Source organism: Gemmatimonadota bacterium, from assembly GCA_009841265.1.
Classification (GTDB): Bacteria; JAAXHH01; JAAXHH01; order JAAXHH01; family JAAXHH01; genus JAAXHH01.
Window position 1 is genome coordinate 104,990 of the sequence record VXMB01000009.1, and the last position, 20,834, is coordinate 125,823.

Consider the following 20,834-nt stretch of genomic DNA (forward strand, 5'->3'; position numbering starts at 1 on the left):
AATGTATATACCGGAGTTGATTTGTCAATAAAAAATCGTAGTTGGTCAATTATAGAGATTAATATACTGTGTTTCTTGTCTGAGGCAAGGAGAAAAGGAGATTGGAGATCGTTTAAGAGGTCGGAAGGGAACTCGAAGGTAATGAATCGTGCTTACGTAGAGGTAATTTGGGTATCTACGGCCTCATATCAGAAAAACCGCAATTAGTTTCTGGAACGTGCTGTGTTTATCTAAAATGTACATGAACCTGTATTGTGAATATCGGGATGATAACCGATAACACGTCGGTTCCTTGACGGTCGTTGGTGCGTCTCTAGTAGCTGTCAACGCCACGCACCTCATCGGACCAGTCCCGCCAGATGTCAATATTCGTGGGGTCCGTCATGAGCGGATCCGGGAGGGATTCCGGCGTTTTGAGGAAGCCGTAGATGGTCGCCTGGCGGATGAGGTCGGCCGACGTATTCTGCCCGGCGATGTGCAGGATCTTGGTGTGCCACAGGACCGCCGTGCCGGCTGGACCGTGACAATCGACGGGCCGGGTATCCCGCTTGATGCGCTGGATGACGGGATCGTTGTAGCCGGGTTTGCGTCCCGCCAGGTGTTCGTCCATATGCTTTGCGCCTTCGAGAAAGGCCTGCCACTGCGCGCGCCAGATCCGGCTGTGGCTTCCCGGCCAAACCGTGAAGCCGCCGGAGTCGGGCGGCAGGTCGTCGACATAGGCGGTCACCTGAAACCGGACGCGTCCGTAGCAGGCGCCGTCCGTATGGGCGCCGCGGTAGTCCGGACCAGGAGACGGGCTGCCCGGCAGGGTGCAGTACAGGCCACGCGTCCCTTGCCCGGTGGACCACACCGGACCCGTCCTGGGCAGAAGCAGCGCTTCTTCCGTGGTGAAGGATCCCTTCTCGGGCCATCGCCCGGTCTCTTCGATCCCGTGGGTGGCCAGCCCGCCCACCATGTCGTCGGACATGAAGCACGGCCCCGTCGTCATGCCGGAGTCATCCACTCCGGCGGGCCAGACCACTGTGCCCTTTCCCAGCAATTGCTCGGCCACCTGCCAAAGAGCCCGGGGGGCCAGGTCGAGCATGAAGGGCTCAGCGCCGTTGCGGACATAGAAGCGGTGGCCTTCGGTGAAGAAATAGGGGTCGCCGCCGATCTCGGGCCGCTTCGCATTAAGTTGACCGCTTACTTCGTCGTTGAAAGGCGCCCAGGTGGTGGGATCGCCGCGTTTCATAGCGGGGTGGTGTGTCTCCACTGCGTCCCACAGTGCTTCCCTGGCCTGGCGGCATAGTTCAAGGTCGAGCACGGCGGGCAGCACGAGGAAACCGTCGCGCTTGAAGCGGGCGATCTGGCTCGTGGTCAGGAGCGGGACTTGATTTAAGCCCGGTTCGGCTGGCGTTGGTCGCATTGGTTTTTTACCTCCATCTACTTCCGTCATCCTCCGGAACCATGCTCACCGCCCACACTGCTCTCACCGTCTTCACCGCCTCCCTCGTGTTCACCGCCTCCCTCGCCTCCCGATCCGTGCTCACTACCGGCCTCGCCGCCGTTGCCACCTGATCCGTGCTCTCCACCCTCGCCGCTTTCACCACCGCTCCCGTGCTCGCCTTCTCCTACTTCGGCGTGAGGCGTCCATCCGGTGAACGATTCTTCCGTAGCGGCCAGTGAGACATCAGTGGTTTCGCCTGGTGCGAGATCGACCGGCGTCGTAGGACCGAGTTCGGTGCCGTTCGAGAGATGTACTTCGACCCTGACCCTGTTCAGCACGCTTTCCGTGGTATTCTGCACGGTTCCCACGAACGCATTGCTTTCGGCGTCGTAACGCAGGATGAGCCGGGCGCCTTTACGGATGACATCATAGGTGTCGTCCAGGGCCAAGGAAACCCCCGACTCTTCCCCGTCGTCCGACTCGATCTCCAAGTTTTCGGTCCCGCCGTGCTCTGTACCCGATTCTTCGGACACGCTGTGATCTTCGCCGTCGCTCCGGTCGTTTGCGCATCCGCTCAGTGCACCCAGGCCTATCACCGCGGCGAACCCTATCGCCGAGGTCCAGGCGATCAGCGTAACTGAGAATGAACGCATACTGGGTGCCAGGCGCTCATATACCTCCGTTCGCTCCGTACGCTCCATGTTCGCCATACTCTCCATGCTCATCTTGTTCGACATGCTCGACTTGCGTGCGCTATCCCTTGTCATTTGCCCTCTCCTCGATTGTATGATCCCGCAGCATGGACATGGCGCCGTCCGGCCGGAACGTGCGGGGCTCCAGGTCGATGTCCTCTCCCGCGATCATTTTCCGGAGCAGGTCGGCTACGCCGTCCACCGCCACGGGCGCCAGAGCCTCGCCCTTCTCCTTGGTCCCGTATTTCGCGGAACTCTCCATTTCCATGTCGTCTTCATGCACACGGTGGGGGAACAGGGCCATGGCCATAGAGGTCTCGTATTCGTCGGCATGGCCCGGCAGCCGATCCTGTTCCATATACCGGTAGACGACTTCGGCCGGGTAGGTGTCCCAGTATGAATTGAAACGCACGTTGACACCGAGCCGTTCCCTGAACGCGTCGATCCGGTTCATCATGGGGACTACATTGCCGCCGTGTCCGTTCAGGATGAGGATATTGGTGATGCCGCCCCGCTTGAGGGCGTCGCACACGTCGTAGACGTATTCGGTGAATATCTCCGCGCGCACGGTCAATGTGCCCCTGTGCTCCATCCAGTGCTCCGATACCCCTATGGCGATGGGCGAAGCGACCACGACGTGAGGATAAAGCTTCAACGCCGCGTTCTCGGCCATGTAGGCGACGCTGGCCGTGTCGTGGATCATCTCCAGGTGTTCGAGGTGCTGCTCCGTCGCCGCCGTGGGCACGATGGCCGCCTGGATGATGCCGCCATCAATCCCTTCCCTGAACTCCTTGCGCGTCAGGTCTCCGATAAAAACACGCTTTCTCGACATGATGCGGCTCCTGTGCTCTGTGCTGGATGCGGTGTACGAATGACCGGGTATCGGAATCTAACTCTCCAGTGCCTGCTCGAGATCCCGGATGATGTCATCGGTATCTTCAAGGCCGACGGACATCCGGACGCGCTGGCCCTCGCGGTCTCCGGTGACCAGCGAGCCCACGTCCCCCAGGCTCACCCAGGGCCGGCACAGGCGTACTCGATCGAGGAACCGATCGACGGTTCCCTCGGAAATCTCGAAGCTTACCATCCCTCCGTAGCCTGTCCATTGCGACCGCGCGACCTCGTGCCCGGGCGTGGAGGGAAGTCCGGGATACCAGGTCCGTCTTATCCGAGGATGGGATTCCAGGAAGGCCGCCACGGCCCCGGCGTTCTCGACGTGCCGGTCCATGCGGATGGACAGCGTCTTGATCCCCCTGAGCAGGAGGAAGGCGTTTAGCGGGCTGAGGATGCCGCCGTAGGTGTTCCGCGTGCGCACGATCTCTTCGCCGAGATCGGGGTCACGGGTCGTGATGATCCCGGCCAGGGCGTCCCCGTGACCGCAGAGATATTTTGTGGCGCTGTGCAGCACGACGTCGGCTCCGTGGTCCATCGGCCGGAACAGATGGGGAGAAAGGAACGTGTTGTCGATCACGACCTTCGCGCCGGCCGCGTGGGCCTTGCGGATTACGGTGGGCGTGTCGATGATGTCCAGGGTGGGATTGGCAAGCGGCTCGAAGTAGACGACATCGGCGGGTTTCTCGAGAGCTGCGTCGAGCTGACTCGGAACGCGCATGTCGATGATCTCGACATCGAACCCGAGTCGTGGCAACTCTTCGGACATGAAGCGCCGGGTCCAGGCATAGGTCGTCTGGTGGCTGACGATCCTGGAACCCGCTCTGATGAGCGTCATCACGGACTGAGTGACCGACGCCATGCCGCAGGCGGTCGCGATACTGCGGCCACCGCCTTCGAGCGCGCACATCTTCTCCTCGAAAGCCGTGAACGTGGGATTGCTTCCCCGTAGGTAGGCACCGTCCACTGTGGCCGCCTGATAGATCGGCGTCGCCGACGTGTTCTCCGCCTCGCCCGCGTGGATGGAGCGTGTGATGAATCCCTGCTCTTCGTTCATTGCTCTGTCCTCTCCTACCCGGACCGATCCCAGCCGCCTACAGCCGTCGTCGATGGCCCGGACCATGCGTACCGCAAGTTTCTACAGCCGCCGCTCGATGGCTCGGACCATGCGGTCGATTTCCTCCCGGCTGTTGTAGAAGTGGGTGGAAATCCGGAACACGGGCACGTCGTTGATGTGAAAGGCCACGGTCTCGATCTGCTCGTCGTCCCACAGTTCCTGCCGGATCTTCTGGAGGTCGGCCCCCTCGATGGTGAAGGTCGTGATGAACCCGGACATCTCGGGGTCCCGCGGCGTCAGGAAGCGCACACCGCGGATGCGGCCGAGGCGTTCCCGCATGTAGTCGACCAGGCCGCGGCAGTAGGTCCGGATATGATCCCAGCCGATCTCCTGCTGGAAGTCGAGGGCCGTGCCCAATCCGATGAAGGGCGTCTGGTCCCGGGTGCCCATCATGTCGAACCGGCTGGCATTGGGGTTTGGGTGGGCGCTGGATCCCAGGATGAGCGGCTCGACCCGGTCGTGGGCGTCGTCCGATACGAAGAGCATGCCCGTGCCCTTGGGGGAAAGCGTCCACTTGTGGAGGCTGGACGCGTAGAAATGGGGATTCCATTCGTCCAGGTGCAGGGGTACCATGCTCACGGCGTGGGCGCCGTCCACGACCACCCAGACGCCGCGGTCCCGCCCGATTTCGGTCAGTTCCTTCACGGGGGTGACCAGTCCCGTTGACCAGTACACGTGGCCGAAGACCATGGCGGCGGTTTTTTCGTTCAGACCGCTCTTGAACACGTCGATGATCTGCTGCGTATCGGTGATCTCCATGGGTAGATGCACCCTGCGAACGGTCATGCCGTGCCGTTCGGCCACGTAATCGAAGCAGGCGTTGACCGCCCCGTATTCCTGGTCCGTCATCAGGATTTCGCCGCCCACCTTCCAGGTCACGCCCTGGGCGAAGACGCTGAGCGCCATGGTGGTGTTCTGGACCAGCGCAATACGCTCCGGCCTTGTCCCCACGAAACGGGCCAGTTTCTCTCTCGACTCCTCGACGATCGGCCAGTATTTCGGTTGGTGCTTCAACGGATCGCTGTCGAAGGCCCGGATGGCCTCGGTCACCCGGTCTACGACCGGTTTGGGCGACGGTCCGACGGATCCGCCCTGTAGAAAGGCGACCTCGGAGTCCAGGTAGAACTGGTCGCGACGAATCGCCTTCCAGAATGCGTCGTCCGGAGGCGGCAGCGTATCGGTCCGGTCTGGACATGTAACTTCGCTCATGCGGGTTCTCCCGTGACTGTTACTGGTAAGAGGCTGAGCTAAAGAACGGCCCGCGCGACCTTCCGGAACGCCCGGATCACGTCGTCCACGTCTTCATCGGTCAACTGGGCGGGCAGCGGCAGGATGCGCGCCTGGTCGAGCAGATCGTCGCTGCGCGGCAGCATGCCCGCGCGGTATTCCATCGGGCTTTCGGCGTTGAATGGGCAGGTCCAGGGGCATCCAGCGGTCGTCACCGGCGCCTTGTTCAGAAGGTTGGACATGTACCGGTACTGGTGAATGCCGCCGTGGGGCTCGCCGGCCGGGATGCCTTCCGCCCGTATCGCCGCGGTGAACCGGGCCGCCGCTTCCGCCGAGTCGTGGATCCAGGAGAAATAGGCGCCGCTGTCGCCCTCGGGGTCCACGATGCGACGAAGCTGGATGCCCGGCGTCTTTCCGAGGGTCTCCCGCAGCCTGACCTGGTGGCGTTGCATGCCCTCAATGATGGAAGGCAGTTTCTCCAACTGTACCAGGCCGACCGCACCGCGGAGTTCGTCCATGCGGACGCCCATGCCGAAGGTCTCGAACGCTGAGTCCTCCCCGGTCGACACCCCTTCGAGATCCCGCTCGAATCCCGTGTCGTGGAAGCAAACCGCCCGGCGGAAGACCTCGTCGTCGTCCGTCGTGATCATCCCGCCTTCGCCGGTGGTGAAGTTCTTGTTGTACTGGAGGCTGGTCGCACCCGCCGTGCCCATGGATCCCACGGGCCGCCCTCCGATGCGCGCGCCCGCGGCCTGGGAGCAGTCCTCGAGTACCGGGATCCCATGCCGGTCCGCCACCTCCAGGATGGCGGGCATATCGGCGGCCGTTCCGGCCATGTGTACGGCGATGATGACCCGCGTGCGGGGCGTGATGCGACGTTCGATGTCGCCGGGGTCCAGGTTCAGCGTTTCGTCGATGTCGGCGAGGACCGGCACGGCACGCAGATGCACGACCGCGTTGACGTCGGCGATCCACATGAAGGCCGGCATGATGACTTCCGTGCCCGGACCCGCGTCGAGGGCGGCCAAGGCTACGGAAAGCGCCGTGCTCCCGCTGTGGGTGGCGAGGGCGAAACGCGTGCCGACGTACCGGGCATAGGCCGCTTCGAACCGGTCGACCTTGCCGAGGGGCTCGATGCCGTAGTATCGGAAGGGCGAACGGGCTTCGATGACCTCGATGGCGGCCTGTTTTTCCTCTTCCCCGTATACCGCACCACCGGGTATCAGCGGAGGCCAGTTTTCCGTGCGGACAGGAGTTCCGCCGTCGATTGCCAGGGATTCCGCCATGGTCGTCCTGATTCAACGATCGAGCTTACATCGTAGTATGCGGAATGGTTGGAATGAGATGCAGGACTATAACACGCCACGCCGCCCTGTTCAAGTATAATTTACCGCCGTTCGAGGCAGACTCCGAGGGCGGATAATGGTTAAATCTTGCGGCCGGCCAGCCATCCCTGCTCGTCAACCGTCCCTACTGATCAACCGGTCCGCCACGTCCAGCAGCCGATCCTTCCAGGCGACCCGGTCGAGCCAGTCGTCGGGGATGCCGCCAAGACCGTACAGCGCTCCGGCGAGCTGTCCCGTCACCGCGGCAACCGTGTCGGCGTCGTCGGCCAGGTTGGCTGCGAGCAGCACGGCGCCCCGGAAATCAGAGGTGCGTGCCACCGACCACAGGGCGGCTTCCATCGTGCTGGCGACGTAACCGCTCGAGCTGATCTCTTCCCGGGGTTTTCCCCGCCAGCTTCCGGCCAGGATTCGTGAGATCTCCGGTGACCCGTCGAAAGGCCTCGGCGCGAGAAGGTCCGCCCTCGCCCTTCCCGATATGGCATCCGCCAGCAGTGCCGCGAAGCCCCGGCAGGCATCTACCGCGGTTTCGGCCCCGTGCGTCGTCCGGGACTGTTCCGCCGCCGTAGCGTCGAGCAGTGCGCGGTCGTCCCAGTAGCGCAGCGCGACGGGAGAGAGCCGCATCAGCGAGCCGTTTCCCGCGGAGTGCGGGTCGGTGGAACCGGAAAGCGGATCGCCGGTACGCTCATATCGGGTGAGGGCCGCGCGGGTGGTATTCCCAATGTCGAAGCAATGGCCGGTACAGGAGTATTCGCCCTTTCTCATCCAACGGACGAACCGGTCCATCAGGTCCCGGCAGTCGAGTGCCCCGCAGTCGGCGAGGCTTTCGGCCAGGGCCAGCGCCATCGTGGTGTCGTCGGTCCATTCGCCCGCGGCCAGACTGAAGGGACCGCCGCCCACCATGTCTTCCACACGCTGCGCGTCGCGGGATTTGAACTCGAGCGTCGTGCCGACCGCGTCCCCTACTGCGAGACCCAGGAAGGCGCCGATCGCGCGGTCCCGGATGCTCTCCGCGGTCGTGGAGGGCAGTGCCGGGTCCATCGCCTCGCACTGGTGCACGTGGCGCTCCTGTTCACGTGTTTCCAGGGCGTTTATGGAACGGGCCTCTCGAACGCGCCGTATTGCTACGTCGGGTCGTTCGCCGAACTCCACGAGCAACCGCGCGGCGACGGTCCCAGCGCGGCCCAGGCCGCCTTTGCAGTGGACGAGCACGTCGAAACCGAGCCGCAGCCGGTCCCTGATGGATGCTCCCGCATGTACCCAGGCCTTTTCGAATTCCGGTCCGGGCGGCTGCCCGTCCGGTATAGGCAGGTGCCACCACTCCATGTGCCGGTCCGCGACCACCCTGGAGAGGTCCTGAACCTCCAGGTCCCGGACTTCTTCCCTGGTAATCAGGCTGACGACTGCTGTCGCGCCCCACCTGCTGATCCGGTCAAGGTCCAGGTCCAGGTCGCGGTCCCAGTTCCCCGCGAGGCCCCAGGGGTACTTCTTGCCGGGGCACAGGGTGACGCCGATGCGGCCGTAGCCGTCCTTCGGACGTATAGGGTCGACGCGGATCGGGTGGGTCCGGCTTGTTTTTATTACATTGGACATGCACCGCTTTCCTTTCGGTAATCATCGTGAAGGCACCGTATTACCATCGTCCCGACGATAACCCGGCGTACTTTCGACCGCAAGAAGTATCAGTGTTTCTTGTGCTGTTTGCAAACGTATCCATCCACGGCACTGGCGCCCGCGCAACGTTTCCCTTGACAGTCGCATTCAGCGTTCCTATTTTGTGCGGCGTCAGGGGCTGTAGCTCAGCTGGGAGAGCGCATGAATGGCATTCATGAGGTCAGCGGTTCGATCCCGCTCAGCTCCACTGCCTGCTGGTGGCGACCTCATCCTTAAGTGGCGGTCCCTGGTGGATTGATCGAGGTCCCGGCCAGCTTGGCCAGTTTGGTCAGCTTGGCCAGCGCATCGATTTGAAGTGATTCATCAAACACAGTCGGTTATTCGTATACAGCGCGCACTATGCTCAGCACCATCTGCACAGTTAATCGCAGTATACCGACCAGCAGTTTATACACCCTGGGCCGGCTGACGATCTGCCTGTTTTTACTGCTCGCGTCTCCCGTATTGCTCCATGCGGCCCCCATTGACGCCGAGGATACTCCGACCGACGCTGCTTCGATTTCAGCGTCGGTTTTAATTTATGCGCCGTTCCAGTTCCCGGATACGAGCGCGACCACGGCCACTGCCACGGCGAATGCCCCGGCCAACACCAACACCCCGGCCATTGAAGGCGATCTGGGGATCACCATTGATTCGGCGGAGGAGGATAAGGGCCTCGCATCCGGTTCCGCCGTCCCGGACGCGGTTTCTGTAGCGGACACCGACCTCGAAGAACAGTCCGGCACCGCCGGTTTTTCTCTGCTCGTCCCCTACCTGGATGAATTCGACCGCGTCGAGGCCCCCGAACCTCCGTGGCCGGATTTCGGCCGTTTCGACGTTCCAATCAGCTACAACGACCGGGTGAAAAAGGCGATCCACGTCCTGCGGGGCGAAGCTTCCGGCGTTTTTGCCGGATGGCTGGGCCGGACCAACCGCTACCGGGCCATGATCCAGTCGATACTCTCCAGGTCCGGACTGCCCGGCGACCTGGTCTACGTCGCCATGGTCGAAAGCGGTTTCGATCCCCGGGCTCGCTCCCGGGATGGCGGCGCGGGCCTGTGGCAACTTTCTCCGGCGGACGCGGAACGTTACGGACTGACCCGGAACGATGAGATCGACGAGCGTTACGATCCGGAGAAGTCCACACGCGCGGCGGCGGCGAGGTTCAAGGACCTCTACCTGCGGTTGGGCAGTTGGGACCTCGTTCTGGCGGCCCATCATGCCGGGTCAGAACCCGTGCAGCGGGCGGGGAACCTGAGTCTCTGGAACATGAGACTGCCCGGCCGATCGATCCCCTTCGTCGCCTTCGTCATGGCATCGGCCATTATCTCCAAGTCGCCTGAAGTATACGGATTCGAACCCCTGGGCGGCCTGCCGGTGATCCACGAGTCCGTCCCGGTGCAGCGCGCCATGGTACTGGAAGAAGTGGCCGAGGGCATGAAAGTCCAGGTCGAGAAGCTGCGTGAACTGAATCCGGAATTGCGGCGCTGGAAGGCCGTGCCGGGGTTCGATCTCAACGTGCCGCTGGGTACCAAGCGTGCCTACGCCGCGTGGGCCGGTATCGAACCGCCCGGACCCGATCCTTCCGAAATGACGTTTTACCGGGTCCGGCGAGGAGACACGCTGGGGCGAATTTCCCGCCGGTTCGGCGTGCGCACAGGGGATATCATCACCGAGAACAACATACGCCGACCGAACCGGTTGAGGATCGGCCAGGTGCTCGCCATACCGCTTTTCGGGTCATCGATCCGTTCGTCGAATCAATCCATTGCCAACCGAAGGCCCCGGGACGTGCCGCCGCCCGATCTCGCGACCCATCAGGTCATCTCCTACCGGATCAGGCGCGGCGATACGCTGGCGCGCATCAGCAGGAGATACGGCGTCTCCATGGCCAACCTGCAGGACTGGAACAAGCTGAACAACCCGGGAGATATCATCGCGGGCCGCAGCCTGACCATCTACGTTCCGCGTCCGAGCAGCACCGCGAGCGACGGTTCGACGCCGACCGGAACGCCCGGGACGGGAGGATCGAACCGCGGTGAGGGCGGAGCGGTGGCATCCGGTGCCATCATCTACACCGTAAAACCGGGCGACACCCTCTGGGATATCGCACGGGCCCACAATGTGACGGTGAGCGCCCTGCGCAGGACGAACGGATTGGGCACCCGCGCCGCTATACATCCCGGAGACCGGCTCCGCATCAACCCTTCCGACTCTTAAAAGTCATTGACATTCTTAAACTAACGTGATATTTTGGTCACGGATATTCAGGTCCGGAGACGGTCCGGTATTGAACCCGAATTCAAACGTGACGCGGGATAGCGGAGCGTTGCCATGGCGCGAAAATCTGACTGGATTATCGGTGGCCTGCTCGGTGGCGGGGTACTGGTTATCGCTATCGTCATGCTGCTGCTTATTGCCGGTCCCATGCTGAGCAGCGACAGTTCTCTTTCCGGCATGGGCGGCGGCCGGGTCGCGCTGGTCGAAGTCCGGGGTGCGATCACCCGGGGCGATGACACGGTCAGGCAGATCGTCAAGCACCGCGAGGACGATTCCGTACGGGCTATCGTGGTGCGTATCGACAGTCCCGGCGGCGCCGTAGCCCCGACGCAGGAGATCTTCGACGAGTTGCGCAAGACCCGGGAAGCGGGCAAGATCATCGTGGCTTCCATGGGCAGCGTGGCGGCATCGGGCGGGTACTACATCGCCTGCGCGGCCGATTCCATCGTGGCCAACCCCGGCACCATCACGGGTAGCATCGGCGTGATCACCGTCGCACCGAGTGCGGAGGATCTGCTCGAAAAGATCGGTATCGACTGGCAGGTCGTCAAAAGCGGCCGGCACAAGGACATAGGTTCACCGAGCCGCAGCATGACCGACGAGGAAATGGGGATCGTCCAGTCCGTCGTCGACGACGTATACTACCAGTTTGTCGGCGCGGTAGCCAGCTACCGGCCGCTTTCCCTCGAAGAGGTGGTCGAGCGGGCGGACGGACGGATCTACACCGGAAACCAGGCGCTGCCCCTGGGTCTCGTGGACCGCCTGGGGACCTACCAGGACGCGATCGCCCTGGCCGGCAGGATGGCCGGCCTTTCGGAAAAGCCCAACGTAGTCCGTCAGCGGCCGAAGACGTTTTTCGAGATGCTGATGGATAACATGGAGATGATGACCGGTCTGTATTCACCGGGCGTCGTCGAATACCGGTATCGATAATGCGGCAACATCTACGATCAAGGAGATTGGTATGACTAAGGCCGATATCGTGGCTCGCATCGCACAATCCACCGGGATGACCAAGGTGGACACCGCGGAAGTGCTGAACGCGTTGCTGGATTCGATCTCATCCGCGCTGGGAAGGGGCGAGAAGATCGAACTGCGTGGATTCGGCATTTTCAAGGTGAAGGAAAGAAAGGCGCGCGTCGCCCGCAATCCGAAAACCGGTACGGGGATCCGGATTCCACCGTGCGTGGTGCCGGTTTTCAAACCGTCAGACCATCTGAAAAACCGAGTACAGAAGGAAAACTAACCCAAGGGAGACAGACGTGCCGAGTGGTAAGAAACGCAAGCGGTCGAAGATCGCTACCCATAAGCGCAAGAAGCGCTTGCGGGCCGACAGGCATAAGAAGAAGTAAGATCGGCGGTCAACCGGCGGCCAGACGGTTGCCTTCGAGCCTTTGAAAGCAGCGGGTGTCCTCCTCGGGACGCTCCGCCGGTCCTGCGCCGTCCTGCCCCGAAGTCCTACCTCGCACCGGAAAAATCCTCGCCGATGTAGAGATCCGTGAAGATCACGGTCTTGCCGCCGAATCGGTTGGTTTTGAGTCCCCTGAGCCACGGCTTGAAGAGGTGGTTCGCCATGGGATGGAAGACGAAGGCGGCCCCCGCCTCCTCGACCAGAGTGCGTTCGGCCCGGCGGATGATTTCCGTCCGCCGTTCAGGATCCAGTTCCTGGTCCGCCGCGTCCAGCAACGCCTCGAATTCCGTGTGTTCGAAATCGTGGCGGCTGCGCCCGCGTGTTCCGGGGCGCCAGATCATGTCCAGCATGTTCTTGGGATCCCGGTAGTCCCCGAAGAAAGGTACCATCCCCAGGTCGATGTTCCAGTTGAACATGTAGTTGGTGAATACCGGGTAATCGGCGCTGCGGAACGTGATGCCGATGCCCAGGTGTTCCCGCAGCATGCCCTGGATCACCTCGGCGACCATCCGGATATCGGGTCTCGGCTGTCTCAGCCACATTCCCATCACCGGGAACCCGCGGCCACCGGGATAACCGGCCTCTGCCAGCAACTTCCGCGCCTTTTCCGGATCGAAATCCTGGTAGGTTTTGTAGTCGTCGTGGGCGTCGAAGGTGACCGGCAGCATGGAATAGGCGGGAACGGCGGCGCCGTGCAGGACTACGCGGCAGATCGTTTCCCGGTCGATGGCCCGGGCGATGGCACGCCGGACCCGGGCATCGTCAAAGGGCGGTTTCCGTGTATTGAAGAAGATGTACCATGTGCCGTCGGTCGGGTTGGAAACGAGTTCCGAGCTCAGATCGGGATCGCGCTGCACACGGATCAACTCGTTGGCCTGTACCTCGGCGAATCCCACCTCGTCGTTTTCGTAGGGGAGCAGGTTGGCCGTGGACGGATGGCGGAAGACGCGGTGGATCTTCTCCACATAACCCTTGATGGGGCCATCGTAATAAGGATCGAGCTCGAAATTCATGTGGCTGCCGTGCTTCCATTCCGTCAGCCTGTAGCTCGAATTGGTCACGCAGTTCCCTTCTTCGGTCCACCGGGGTCCGTGCTTCTCCACCTGCCACCTGGGCACCGGCATGGATGTGGGGACGGAGAGAATGAGTCCCAGGTACGGCGCCGGATGGGTGGTTTCGAAGGTCAGCGTATGGTCGTCGACGGCCCGGACGCCCAGCATTTCCGGGTCGGCGTTCGCGGTCTGGCTGTAGGCCGTCGCACCCACGATGTCGCTGTAGAACGCGGCGTATGGATTGGCCGTCTCGTAGGAAAGGGACCTGCGGAACGTATAGACGAAGTCGTGGGCGGTGACGGGTCTGCCGTCGCTCCACCTCCCCGTTTCGCGCAGATAGAAGGTCCAGGTCTTGCCGTCGGGAGAGACCTCCCAGCGATCGGCCGCCGCCGGGATGAGATCGCCGTTCTCGTCCTTGGCGACCAGGGTCTCGAAGAGGAACTCGTTCCACTGCCCCACGTAGAGGTTGACGCTGACGTCCAGGCTGCGCGGCTCGTCCCGCATGAACCGGTAGGTCTGGAACTCCAGCGGCGCCGCATCGGGCGGCATCTGCTTGCCGATGGTGTTGAAGACGGGGTCGGTGTCCTGCGGGGTAAGCGGGATGGCTTCGGCCAGAAGCATGCCTGCGCATGCCAGCAGGGAGGCTGCCAGGATGGCCGGGTAACGCCGGCCCGCCGATCTTCCCGTCGATCTTTCGGCCGATCCTCTGGTCGATCCACCCGCCAGTCCTCGGGTCGGCCGCAGTTTCGATTTCATGACGTGGCCTGTGCTCCTTTTCCATCTCCAATGGACCACTGTTCGCCGACAAGCGACACAGCCATCCGAAGCGCCTCGCCCAGGTTACCCGCGTCGGCAATGCCCTTGCCCGCGATATCGAAGGCCGTGCCGTGATCCACGGAGGTTCGGATGATCGGCAGGCCGAGGGTTACGTTCACGGTGCGGTCGAAGGCGATGGCCTTGACCGGGATGTGTCCCTGGTCGTGGTACATGCCGATGATCCCGTCGAAGTCGCCCTTCCGGGCCCGCATGAATACGGTGTCCGGCGGCAGGGGACCCGTGATCCGCCAACCCCGGGCACCGGCTTTCTCACGCGCTTTTTCGATGGCGGGCGCGATGATGCGGATCTCCTCGTTCCCGAAGAGTCCGCCCTCGCCCGCATGGGGATTCAGTCCGCATACGGCGATCCGCGGCGCCGCCACGCCCATGCCGGCCAGCGCGTTGCCGACCAGGTCCAGGGTGATGAGTATTTCATCTTCGGACAGGCGGTCGATGGCGTCTCGCAGGGAGACGTGAGTCGTCGCGTGGGAGACCAGGATCCCGTCGAAGGCCAGTGCGAGCCTGAATCGCTTCGTTCCGGTGATTTCGGCCAGCAACTCGGTGTGGCCGGCGTAGGCGTATCCGGCAAGGCTCATGGCTTCCTTGTTGATCGGCGCGGTGACCATGGCGGCGATGTAGCCGTCCATCGCCATGCGGGCGGCCCGCTTCACGGATTCCACGGCAAGGCGACCGGCTTCGGACTGCACACGGCCCGGAACCAGGCTATCGATTTCTAATTCCGCTTCCTGCGCGTTCATGACGTCAATCGTGCCGTGGCGGAACAGGCCCGCCTCGGGATGTTCGATCGGATGGATGTCGAGACATGATCCGGTTCGGGCCAGCGGCAGCGCCCGGCGGATGACTTCATCATGCCCGATCACCAACGGCCGGCACAATTCGAAGACCCATTCCTGCGAAAGGATCTTTACAATGACCTCCGGTCCCACGCCGTTCGGATCGCCCAGCGTGATCCCGATGACCGGGCGTTCATCTGAACCGTTTCCTTTGCGATCGCCCGATGCCTGCTTACCATAGGGTCCGGTGATGCCATCCGGGGTGTCGCCGGCCGAGGTGTCGCCGCCCGTGATGGTGCCGGCCTCGGTGTTACCGGCCTCGGTGCTGCCGGCCTTGGTATCACCCGCCCGTGGGGTGGCACCAGCCAGGGTGTCAACGCCACGTGGAGAGAGGCGTTCCATGGCTTTCGCCAGCGTGTGCTCGTCGCCGAAGGATCCGGGTTTGATGACCAGACCCATGCCGTCATGGGGACCGCCCGCGACGGCAGACTGGCCTATACCTGCGTCGATTTCATCGCGTATCCAGGCGCCATCGGCACGCAATTCCTGAAAGACGCGGCCGGCGGTTTCCCCGCCCGTGAGCACGAGACCACCCGGGTTCGCCTTCGTGAACAGCCTGCGGGCAACTTCACCCAGGTTTTCGATGACCACCAACGCGGGATCGCGGCCGGCGGCTTTCTCGGCCAGATGACCGATCCACGCCCGCCGATCCGTACGGTCCGTACGGTCCGGACGCACTGGGGTTACAACCGCGTTCCGCCCATTTGCCATGGCCTCCGCGATGCTAGTGGTCAGTCGATCCACCTCGCCCATACGCTTCCGCTCATCCACAATCGACAGGGGATCAAAGGGGCAGATGGTTGCCGAATTCCGGCCGTTGACCTGCTCGACCTGCCGGGAGGTCGTGTCGTGCAGACTGCAGGCGAATACGAGTACGGGACCGTCCTTCAGTGGCGACGCGGGTGCGGCAACTCGCGGCTTGCTGGATGATGACCGAGGTGAACGGGATGAGGAGGCACGCGGCTTCCACCTAAGCGCCAACCGTTCCGCGAGAGCGCCGGCCATGCCGCCGGAACCGCAGAGCAGCGTAGTAGCCGCCGCAGGCGCTGAAGAACGTCTGTCCTCAAAAGCTCCACGATCCTCGAAAACCGCGTCCAGCAACCCATCCCATCTCATAGGATCCGCCATATCCACCACCACCGTGGTCCCCGTTGCGGCCTTGATTTCGTCAAGCGCCCCTCTGATAGCTGCCGTACCGCCATGAACGGTTTTCAAATCGATGTGGACCCTCCCTCTGCCGGTACCATTGTCCAGGAGATCCGGGACGAAGGCGTGTTGCGGCGGGATGTCGGGACCCGCCATGTCCGCGCCGCTGATGGGCAGGCCGCCAAGCAAATGATATCCCCCCACCGTGATACGTCCCATTTCAGGAAAAGCCGGAGCGCATACCACCAGTCCGAAGTCCATCAGGTCGCTGACAAGGTCGATTTCGAAGCCTACATTTCCCCTGAGCGTCGAGTCGATCTTCTTGTAAATCAACGCACCCGACCGGGCCCGTATCGCCTCGCAGGCCGCCCCCACGCGATCGGCGGCTTCCGCCTCGCTGCAGGAACGGGTGTCCGTGTTCAGCACGACCAGGTCTGCCGAATCGAATCGATCCAGCCGGTCCGGACCGGTCGGCACGGCCACGGCGAAGCCTCGTTTCGCGAAGGGGACCGCCACGTCGTGAGCGCCGGCGAGGTCGTCGGCGAGGATATAAATGGGCGTAGTCATGGTGGTACTTTCAGGCCGCACCGCCGGCGAGGCCGGCCCGCGCTACGATCTCTTCCCAGGTGGGCTCGACCGGCGCGTCGCGGTCTGCCAGCTCAGCCATGACCTCCGGCCACTTTGCGCCCGATCCGGTGACCAGGCATACGACGGTCTCATCAGCGGCGAGCCGTCCCGCCCGGGCGGACTTGATCGCCCCGGCAACGGACGCCGCCGATGACGGTTCGACCAGGTAACCGCTCCTCGCGAGCAGGCGCACCGCCTCGATGATCTCTTCCTCGGTCACGTCGGTGGCGTCACCGCCGGAATCGTAGATGGCCCCCAGTGCAAGGGGTCCTCCGGTGTCGTCCCTGATGGAGAGGGCGATGGAACTCGGATCGGGGTGGACGATCACGTCACCGCGTCCCTGTTGGAACGACTGCACGTAAGGATTGCATCCCGCCGGCTGCACACCATGCATGACTGGATTCCGATCGACGAGGTCCAGCGCGCGCAGCTCGTTGAATCCCTTCCACGGACCGAACAGCGCGTCGCCCGCGGCGATGGGGCAGAACATCCGATCAGGGATCCGGCCGCCGAGTTGCACGAAGATCTCGAAGGCGATGGTCTTGTAGCCCTCGATACCGAAGGGCGTGCCCGTGGGCATGGGCGTCATGGTCGTCGAGGGATAGAAGCCATGGTCCCGGATCAACGTGTCCAGGTACTGAAAGCGGTCTTCCAGCACGAAGGCGTGGCCGCCGTACAGGGCGATCATGTCCCGCTGCAGCATGGAGGATTCGGGATGGCAGAGGATGATGCAGGAGTCCATCTCCGCGGCGGCGCAATAGGCCGCGGCCGAGGCGCCGTGATTGCCCGTGGTACTGGCCGTGACCCGGCTGTAGCCCAGGGATCGCGCCATGGAGACCGAGGACGCGTGGAACCGGTCCTTGAAGGCCCAGGTGGGATTGGTCGTCTCGTTCTTGATGTACAGGTTCGATAAACCGGTCGCCTCACACACCGCCCGGGGCCGCACGAGGGCCGTGTTCCCTTCGCCCAGTGAGATCTGCGCCGCCGGGTCCCGCAACGGCAGCAGGGCGTCGAATCGCCATATACCGTGACCGGCCCGGCCCCAGTCCTCCACGTTCAGGTCGGTCGCGATCGCCGGGTAGTCGTAGGTCACGGTCAGCGCAGCCGCGCCGCCCCCTGCCTCGGCCGCGCCGCCCCCTGCCTCGGCCGTGCAGGAGGGACAGCCGAAGAACATCGGCGCCAGAGGATATTGAGCATTGCACCGGGTACAGGTGAGGCCGAGAATGGACATGGTTTTCTTTCGGGAGTTGAGCCGGAATATACCGACTTTTGCGTCTATGGAAGGGGATGGCAATGCGTGTGTGGTTACCAGGATCGCTACCCGAAAATATACCTTCGGGGTCGGGGAGTGTAAAGGACTACAGGGTGCTTCGCATCAAACGTCACGGTGGTCGTCTCCCACGCCCGGTGCCCGACGTGACCCGGTTATTCTTGACACGGAAGACGGCACAACGATATGATCCGTAAGCCGAACGCATGACGCGGAAATCCTGGACAGACTCAAACCCACCGGAAGCGACACCATGTCAACCCGATCACTGCCCCACGGACTCTGGCCGGTGATGCTCAACGCATTTCACGAGGACGGGACTATCGACTGGCACGGCGTGGACGCCCTGACCGACTGGTATATCGAGAGAGGATCGGCGGGCCTCTTTGCCTGTTGTGGATCCAGCGAGATGTTTCACCTGGATGACGTGGAGCGCCTGGCCGTAGCGCAACGCGTCGTAAGCCGGGCCGCCGGCCAGGTACCCGTAGTCGCCACAGGGACCTTCGGCGGTCCCATAGAGCATCAGGCCCGGTTTGTCAAGCATTTGGCTGATATGGGTGTGGACGCGGTGGTCGTCATCGTTTGCCTGATGGCCGAAAGGAGCGAGGACGAGGAAGTGCTTAAGCGGAACATGGAGCGACTGCTCGCCTTGACGGATCCCGTTCCCCTGGGTCTCTACGAATGCCCTACGCCCTATCACCGGAAACTGTCGCCCGAACTCTTCGGGCATCTCGGCGCTTCCGGCAGATTCCATTACCACAAGGATACGGTCTGTGATATCGATCTGCTCCGGCTGAAGATCGACGCCGTGCGCGACACGCCGCTAGGGGTCTTCAATGCCCACTTCGAAACCGGACTCGATGGTCTTCGCTACGGGGCCGCCGGGATTTCTCCCGTTGCCGGAAACGTATTCCCCGAACTGTTTGCCTGGTTGTGTTCCGAGTATGACGAACACCCGGAAACGGCGGAGGAGGTGCAGCGGATGATGACGTCCCTGGCGCCGGTCGTCAACAACAAGTACCTTGTCACCTGCAAACGGTACCTCCAGCGTATCGGACTGCCCATCACGACGCGCTGCCGTTCAACGGACGCCAGGTTGACTGCCTTCGACGAGGGGCTGATCGATGGATTGCAGACGTCGGTCGAACGTTTCGCAGAAACCCTGGGAATCACCCGGACCGTACCGGCCTGATCTTCATTCCGCCTCGTCCAGCCGCTCGACGTCCACGTAGTACGCCCCCTGGATTTCCCCTGCCTCATCGATGAAAGAAGCATGCAGGAGCGTCGTTCCCGTTCCTGCGATCGCGAGGGTGAACTCGGCGGTTTTGTCGCCGGTCTCCAGGGGTTCGCTCCGTTCCTCGTCGAAAAGCGACAGGCGCGCTTCGACCGGCCGGATCGCCACGGAACGGGCATCCTCCGGGGCGTAGATGAGGGTCCTTGCCTCCTCGGTCGGTATCGTTCCGTCGATGGCCAGGTCGCGTTCGGCGGGCCACCGGCGCAGGGAGAACCGGTAGCGTCCCGGCCGCGCAATCTCGACGGCCCAGGTGCCGGTACTTTCCTTGGCCCGGGTGATGTGAGTCTGGTGCCAGGCCACGTCCCCCAGCACGTCCATGGCGCAGAGGCGCGCGGGATTCTCGGCCGGATCTCCGAGCGTGATGGGACAGTAGGTTTCGAGTCCGGGCGAGATCTCGTCCCACCAGGCGTCATGGGCGCGACGCAGCCGGTCGACTTCGCCCGGATGGTCGTCGGCCACGTCCTCGCGCTGACCCGGATCGGCCTTGATGTCGTATAGCTCTTCGCCCCGTACCAGCCGCCAGCGGCGCGTCATCACGGCATTGGTCCATTTCTCCGGCGGCACGGTATCCTGCCGGTACTGCAGGAAGTGAACCCGGTCGCCGGGCAGGCTTGCCTGGCCGCCATGCAGCTGCGGTGCTATGCTCCGGCCGTCGAAGTCCACGTCCGGCGCATCGAGACCGCAAATATCGATGAAAGTCGGCAGCACGTCGATATGAAGGCTCATTTCGTCGACGTCCCGTCCGCCCACGAGTCCGCCGCCGGGCCACCGTATCAGAAAGGGCACGCGGTGACCGCCGTCATAGTAGGACCCCTTCTTTCCCCGCATCCCCGCGTTGAATCCCCGCACCACGTGTTGGTTCTCATCGAGTTCGCTGCCTCCCGAACTCCCGTTGTCGGTCATGAAGATCAGGATGGTGTTTTCTTCCAGGTCCAGTTCGGCGAGCCTTCGACGAAGTCGCCCGAAGTTCTCGTCGATATTTGCGATCATGCCGCAGAATTCGGGTTCCGGCACGTCCGGGTTGCCGTGGTAGGGCCGGGCGTATTCCTCAGACACGAGATAGGGGGTGTGCGGGGCATTGGTGGAGAGATAGACGAAGAACGGCGCGTCTGATCCGGCCTCACCGGTCGCGGACTGACCACCCGCGCACCCCTCGATGAAGCGGATCGCCTCGTCGAACCAGACGTCCGTGCAGTATCCCGCGTGCTCCACGGGCGCGCCGTTGTGGAAATAGGTGTCGTCGAAGTAGTTGTTTCCCCAGAAATCGGGCGTCTGTCCCACGCCGCCGCCCTTGTGGGCCACCACGTGCTGGAATCCGCGGTCCTGGGGCCGGTAGGGGTAGTTGTCGCCCAGGTGCCACTTGCCGAACATGGCGGTGCGGTAGCCGGCCGCGCCGAAGACGTCCGCCATGGTCGTCTCCGACTTGCGCAGGATGGACCGGCCCCAGCAGGTCGCCCAGGCACCGTTGCGCACGGGCCGCCGGCCGGTCATCAGGGCGCCGCGCGTCGGCGTGCACAGGGGCGACACGTGGAAGTCGGTCAGGCGGACCGCGTCATCGTGAAAGGCGTCGATACGGGGTGTCTTCAACCACGGATGCCCGGTGCATCCCAGGTCGCCGTAACCCTGGTCGTCCGTGATGACCAGGATGACATTGGGTCTTTTGTCGCTCATCCTGACTTCTACTCCTTAGCGTTACGAAAGCGTTGTGATACAACCGATCTGATCACTAATATAA

At 62.9% G+C, this 20,834-nt stretch carries 15 protein-coding genes and 1 tRNA gene; 5 read left to right on the forward strand and 11 right to left on the reverse strand.

The features are described from left to right. Positions 1 to 313: 313 nt before the first annotated feature. The 7 genes from F4X08_05455 to F4X08_05485 form a co-directional block, all read right to left on the reverse strand. Positions 314 to 1,435, reverse strand: coding sequence for a phytanoyl-CoA dioxygenase family protein (locus tag F4X08_05455; protein ID MYD25239.1), 1,122 nt, complete (start codon positions 1,433 to 1,435; stop codon positions 314 to 316). Further along, positions 1,432 to 2,091, reverse strand: coding sequence for a hypothetical protein (locus tag F4X08_05460; GenBank protein ID MYD25240.1), 660 nt, complete (start codon positions 2,089 to 2,091; stop codon positions 1,432 to 1,434). Before F4X08_05460 ends, F4X08_05455 begins: the two co-directional genes overlap by 4 nt. An 88-nt stretch (positions 2,092 to 2,179) precedes the next feature. Beyond that, positions 2,180 to 2,950, reverse strand: coding sequence for a creatininase family protein (locus tag F4X08_05465; GenBank protein MYD25241.1), 771 nt, complete (start codon positions 2,948 to 2,950; stop codon positions 2,180 to 2,182). A gap of 57 nt (positions 2,951 to 3,007) precedes the next feature. Then, the gene (locus F4X08_05470; protein ID MYD25242.1) at positions 3,008 to 4,132 is read right to left on the reverse strand and encodes a PLP-dependent transferase; all 1,125 of its coding nucleotides are present in this window, start codon (positions 4,130 to 4,132) and stop codon (positions 3,008 to 3,010) included. Between the two features lie 15 nt (positions 4,133 to 4,147). After that, positions 4,148 to 5,335 (reverse strand): aminotransferase class V-fold PLP-dependent enzyme, encoded by a 1,188-nt coding sequence (locus F4X08_05475; protein ID MYD25243.1) that lies wholly within the window; start codon positions 5,333 to 5,335, stop codon positions 4,148 to 4,150. Positions 5,336 to 5,373: 38 nt separating this feature from the next. Then, positions 5,374 to 6,639: a DegT/DnrJ/EryC1/StrS family aminotransferase gene (locus F4X08_05480; protein MYD25244.1), complete on the reverse strand. Its 1,266-nt coding sequence runs from the start codon at positions 6,637 to 6,639 to the stop codon at positions 5,374 to 5,376. Positions 6,640 to 6,813: 174 nt separating this feature from the next. Continuing rightward, positions 6,814 to 8,277: a hypothetical protein gene (locus tag F4X08_05485; GenBank protein MYD25245.1), complete on the reverse strand. Its 1,464-nt coding sequence runs from the start codon at positions 8,275 to 8,277 to the stop codon at positions 6,814 to 6,816. Between the two features lie 207 nt (positions 8,278 to 8,484). On the opposite strand from F4X08_05485, the gene F4X08_05490 reads away from it, so the two are divergent. From F4X08_05490 to F4X08_05505, 4 genes are all read left to right on the forward strand, one after another. After that, a tRNA-Ala gene (locus F4X08_05490) sits at positions 8,485 to 8,557 on the forward strand. Between the two features lie 152 nt (positions 8,558 to 8,709). Beyond that, the gene (locus tag F4X08_05495) at positions 8,710 to 10,569 is read left to right on the forward strand and encodes a LysM peptidoglycan-binding domain-containing protein (GenBank protein ID MYD25246.1); all 1,860 of its coding nucleotides are present in this window, start codon (positions 8,710 to 8,712) and stop codon (positions 10,567 to 10,569) included. A gap of 114 nt (positions 10,570 to 10,683) precedes the next feature. Beyond that, positions 10,684 to 11,562 (forward strand): signal peptide peptidase SppA, encoded by an 879-nt coding sequence (sppA, locus tag F4X08_05500; protein ID MYD25247.1) that lies wholly within the window; start codon positions 10,684 to 10,686, stop codon positions 11,560 to 11,562. Between the two features lie 31 nt (positions 11,563 to 11,593). Then, positions 11,594 to 11,875: an integration host factor subunit beta gene (locus tag F4X08_05505; protein ID MYD25248.1), complete on the forward strand. Its 282-nt coding sequence runs from the start codon at positions 11,594 to 11,596 to the stop codon at positions 11,873 to 11,875. 212 nt (positions 11,876 to 12,087) lie between these two features. On the opposite strand, the gene F4X08_05510 is transcribed toward F4X08_05505, so the two are convergent. The 3 genes from F4X08_05510 to F4X08_05520 are packed head-to-tail and all read right to left on the reverse strand — an operon-like array spanning position 12,088 to position 17,766. Continuing rightward, positions 12,088 to 13,848 carry a peptide ABC transporter substrate-binding protein gene (locus tag F4X08_05510; protein ID MYD25249.1) on the reverse strand — a complete coding sequence of 587 codons (1,761 nt, stop codon included), beginning with the start codon at positions 13,846 to 13,848 and terminating at the stop codon, positions 12,088 to 12,090. After that, positions 13,845 to 16,475, reverse strand: coding sequence for a 4-hydroxythreonine-4-phosphate dehydrogenase PdxA (gene pdxA / locus F4X08_05515; protein ID MYD25250.1), 2,631 nt, complete (start codon positions 16,473 to 16,475; stop codon positions 13,845 to 13,847). The genes F4X08_05510 and pdxA overlap by 4 nt, the downstream gene beginning before the upstream one ends. Before the next feature lie 10 nt (positions 16,476 to 16,485). Beyond that, entirely contained in the window at positions 16,486 to 17,766 is a 1,281-nt protein-coding gene (locus F4X08_05520) for a pyridoxal-phosphate dependent enzyme (GenBank protein ID MYD25251.1), read from the reverse strand. Between the two features lie 292 nt (positions 17,767 to 18,058). Between F4X08_05520 and F4X08_05525 the strand changes: the two genes are divergently transcribed. After that, a complete protein-coding gene (locus tag F4X08_05525; protein ID MYD25252.1) occupies positions 18,059 to 18,997 on the forward strand; it encodes a dihydrodipicolinate synthase family protein in 939 nt (312 codons plus the stop codon). Positions 18,998 to 19,000: 3 nt separating this feature from the next. On the opposite strand, the gene F4X08_05530 is transcribed toward F4X08_05525, so the two are convergent. Beyond that, positions 19,001 to 20,770, reverse strand: coding sequence for an arylsulfatase (locus F4X08_05530; protein MYD25253.1), 1,770 nt, complete (start codon positions 20,768 to 20,770; stop codon positions 19,001 to 19,003). Between the last annotated feature and the right edge of the window lie 64 nt (positions 20,771 to 20,834).

Bases quoted from the DNA above. Each gene is read 5' to 3' on its own strand.
- F4X08_05455 (MYD25239.1), bottom strand. From the start codon at position 1,435: ATGACGGAAGTAGATGGAGGTAAAAAACCAATGCGACCAACGCCAGCC.
- F4X08_05465 (MYD25241.1), bottom strand. From the start codon at position 2,950: ATGTCGAGAAAGCGTGTTTTTATCGGAGACCTGACGCGCAAGGAGTTC.
- F4X08_05470 (MYD25242.1), bottom strand. From the start codon at position 4,132: ATGGTCCGGGCCATCGACGACGGCTGTAGGCGGCTGGGATCGGTCCGG.
- F4X08_05475 (MYD25243.1), bottom strand. From the start codon at position 5,335: ATGAGCGAAGTTACATGTCCAGACCGGACCGATACGCTGCCGCCTCCG.
- F4X08_05480 (MYD25244.1), bottom strand. From the start codon at position 6,639: ATGGCGGAATCCCTGGCAATCGACGGCGGAACTCCTGTCCGCACGGAA.
- F4X08_05495 (MYD25246.1), top strand. From the start codon at position 8,710: ATGCTCAGCACCATCTGCACAGTTAATCGCAGTATACCGACCAGCAGT.
- sppA (MYD25247.1), top strand. From the start codon at position 10,684: ATGGCGCGAAAATCTGACTGGATTATCGGTGGCCTGCTCGGTGGCGGG.
- F4X08_05505 (MYD25248.1), top strand. From the start codon at position 11,594: ATGACTAAGGCCGATATCGTGGCTCGCATCGCACAATCCACCGGGATG.
- F4X08_05510 (MYD25249.1), bottom strand. From the start codon at position 13,848: ATGAAATCGAAACTGCGGCCGACCCGAGGACTGGCGGGTGGATCGACC.
- pdxA (MYD25250.1), bottom strand. From the start codon at position 16,475: ATGACTACGCCCATTTATATCCTCGCCGACGACCTCGCCGGCGCTCAC.
- F4X08_05520 (MYD25251.1), bottom strand. From the start codon at position 17,766: ATGTCCATTCTCGGCCTCACCTGTACCCGGTGCAATGCTCAATATCCT.
- F4X08_05525 (MYD25252.1), top strand. From the start codon at position 18,059: ATGTCAACCCGATCACTGCCCCACGGACTCTGGCCGGTGATGCTCAAC.
- F4X08_05530 (MYD25253.1), bottom strand. From the start codon at position 20,770: ATGAGCGACAAAAGACCCAATGTCATCCTGGTCATCACGGACGACCAG.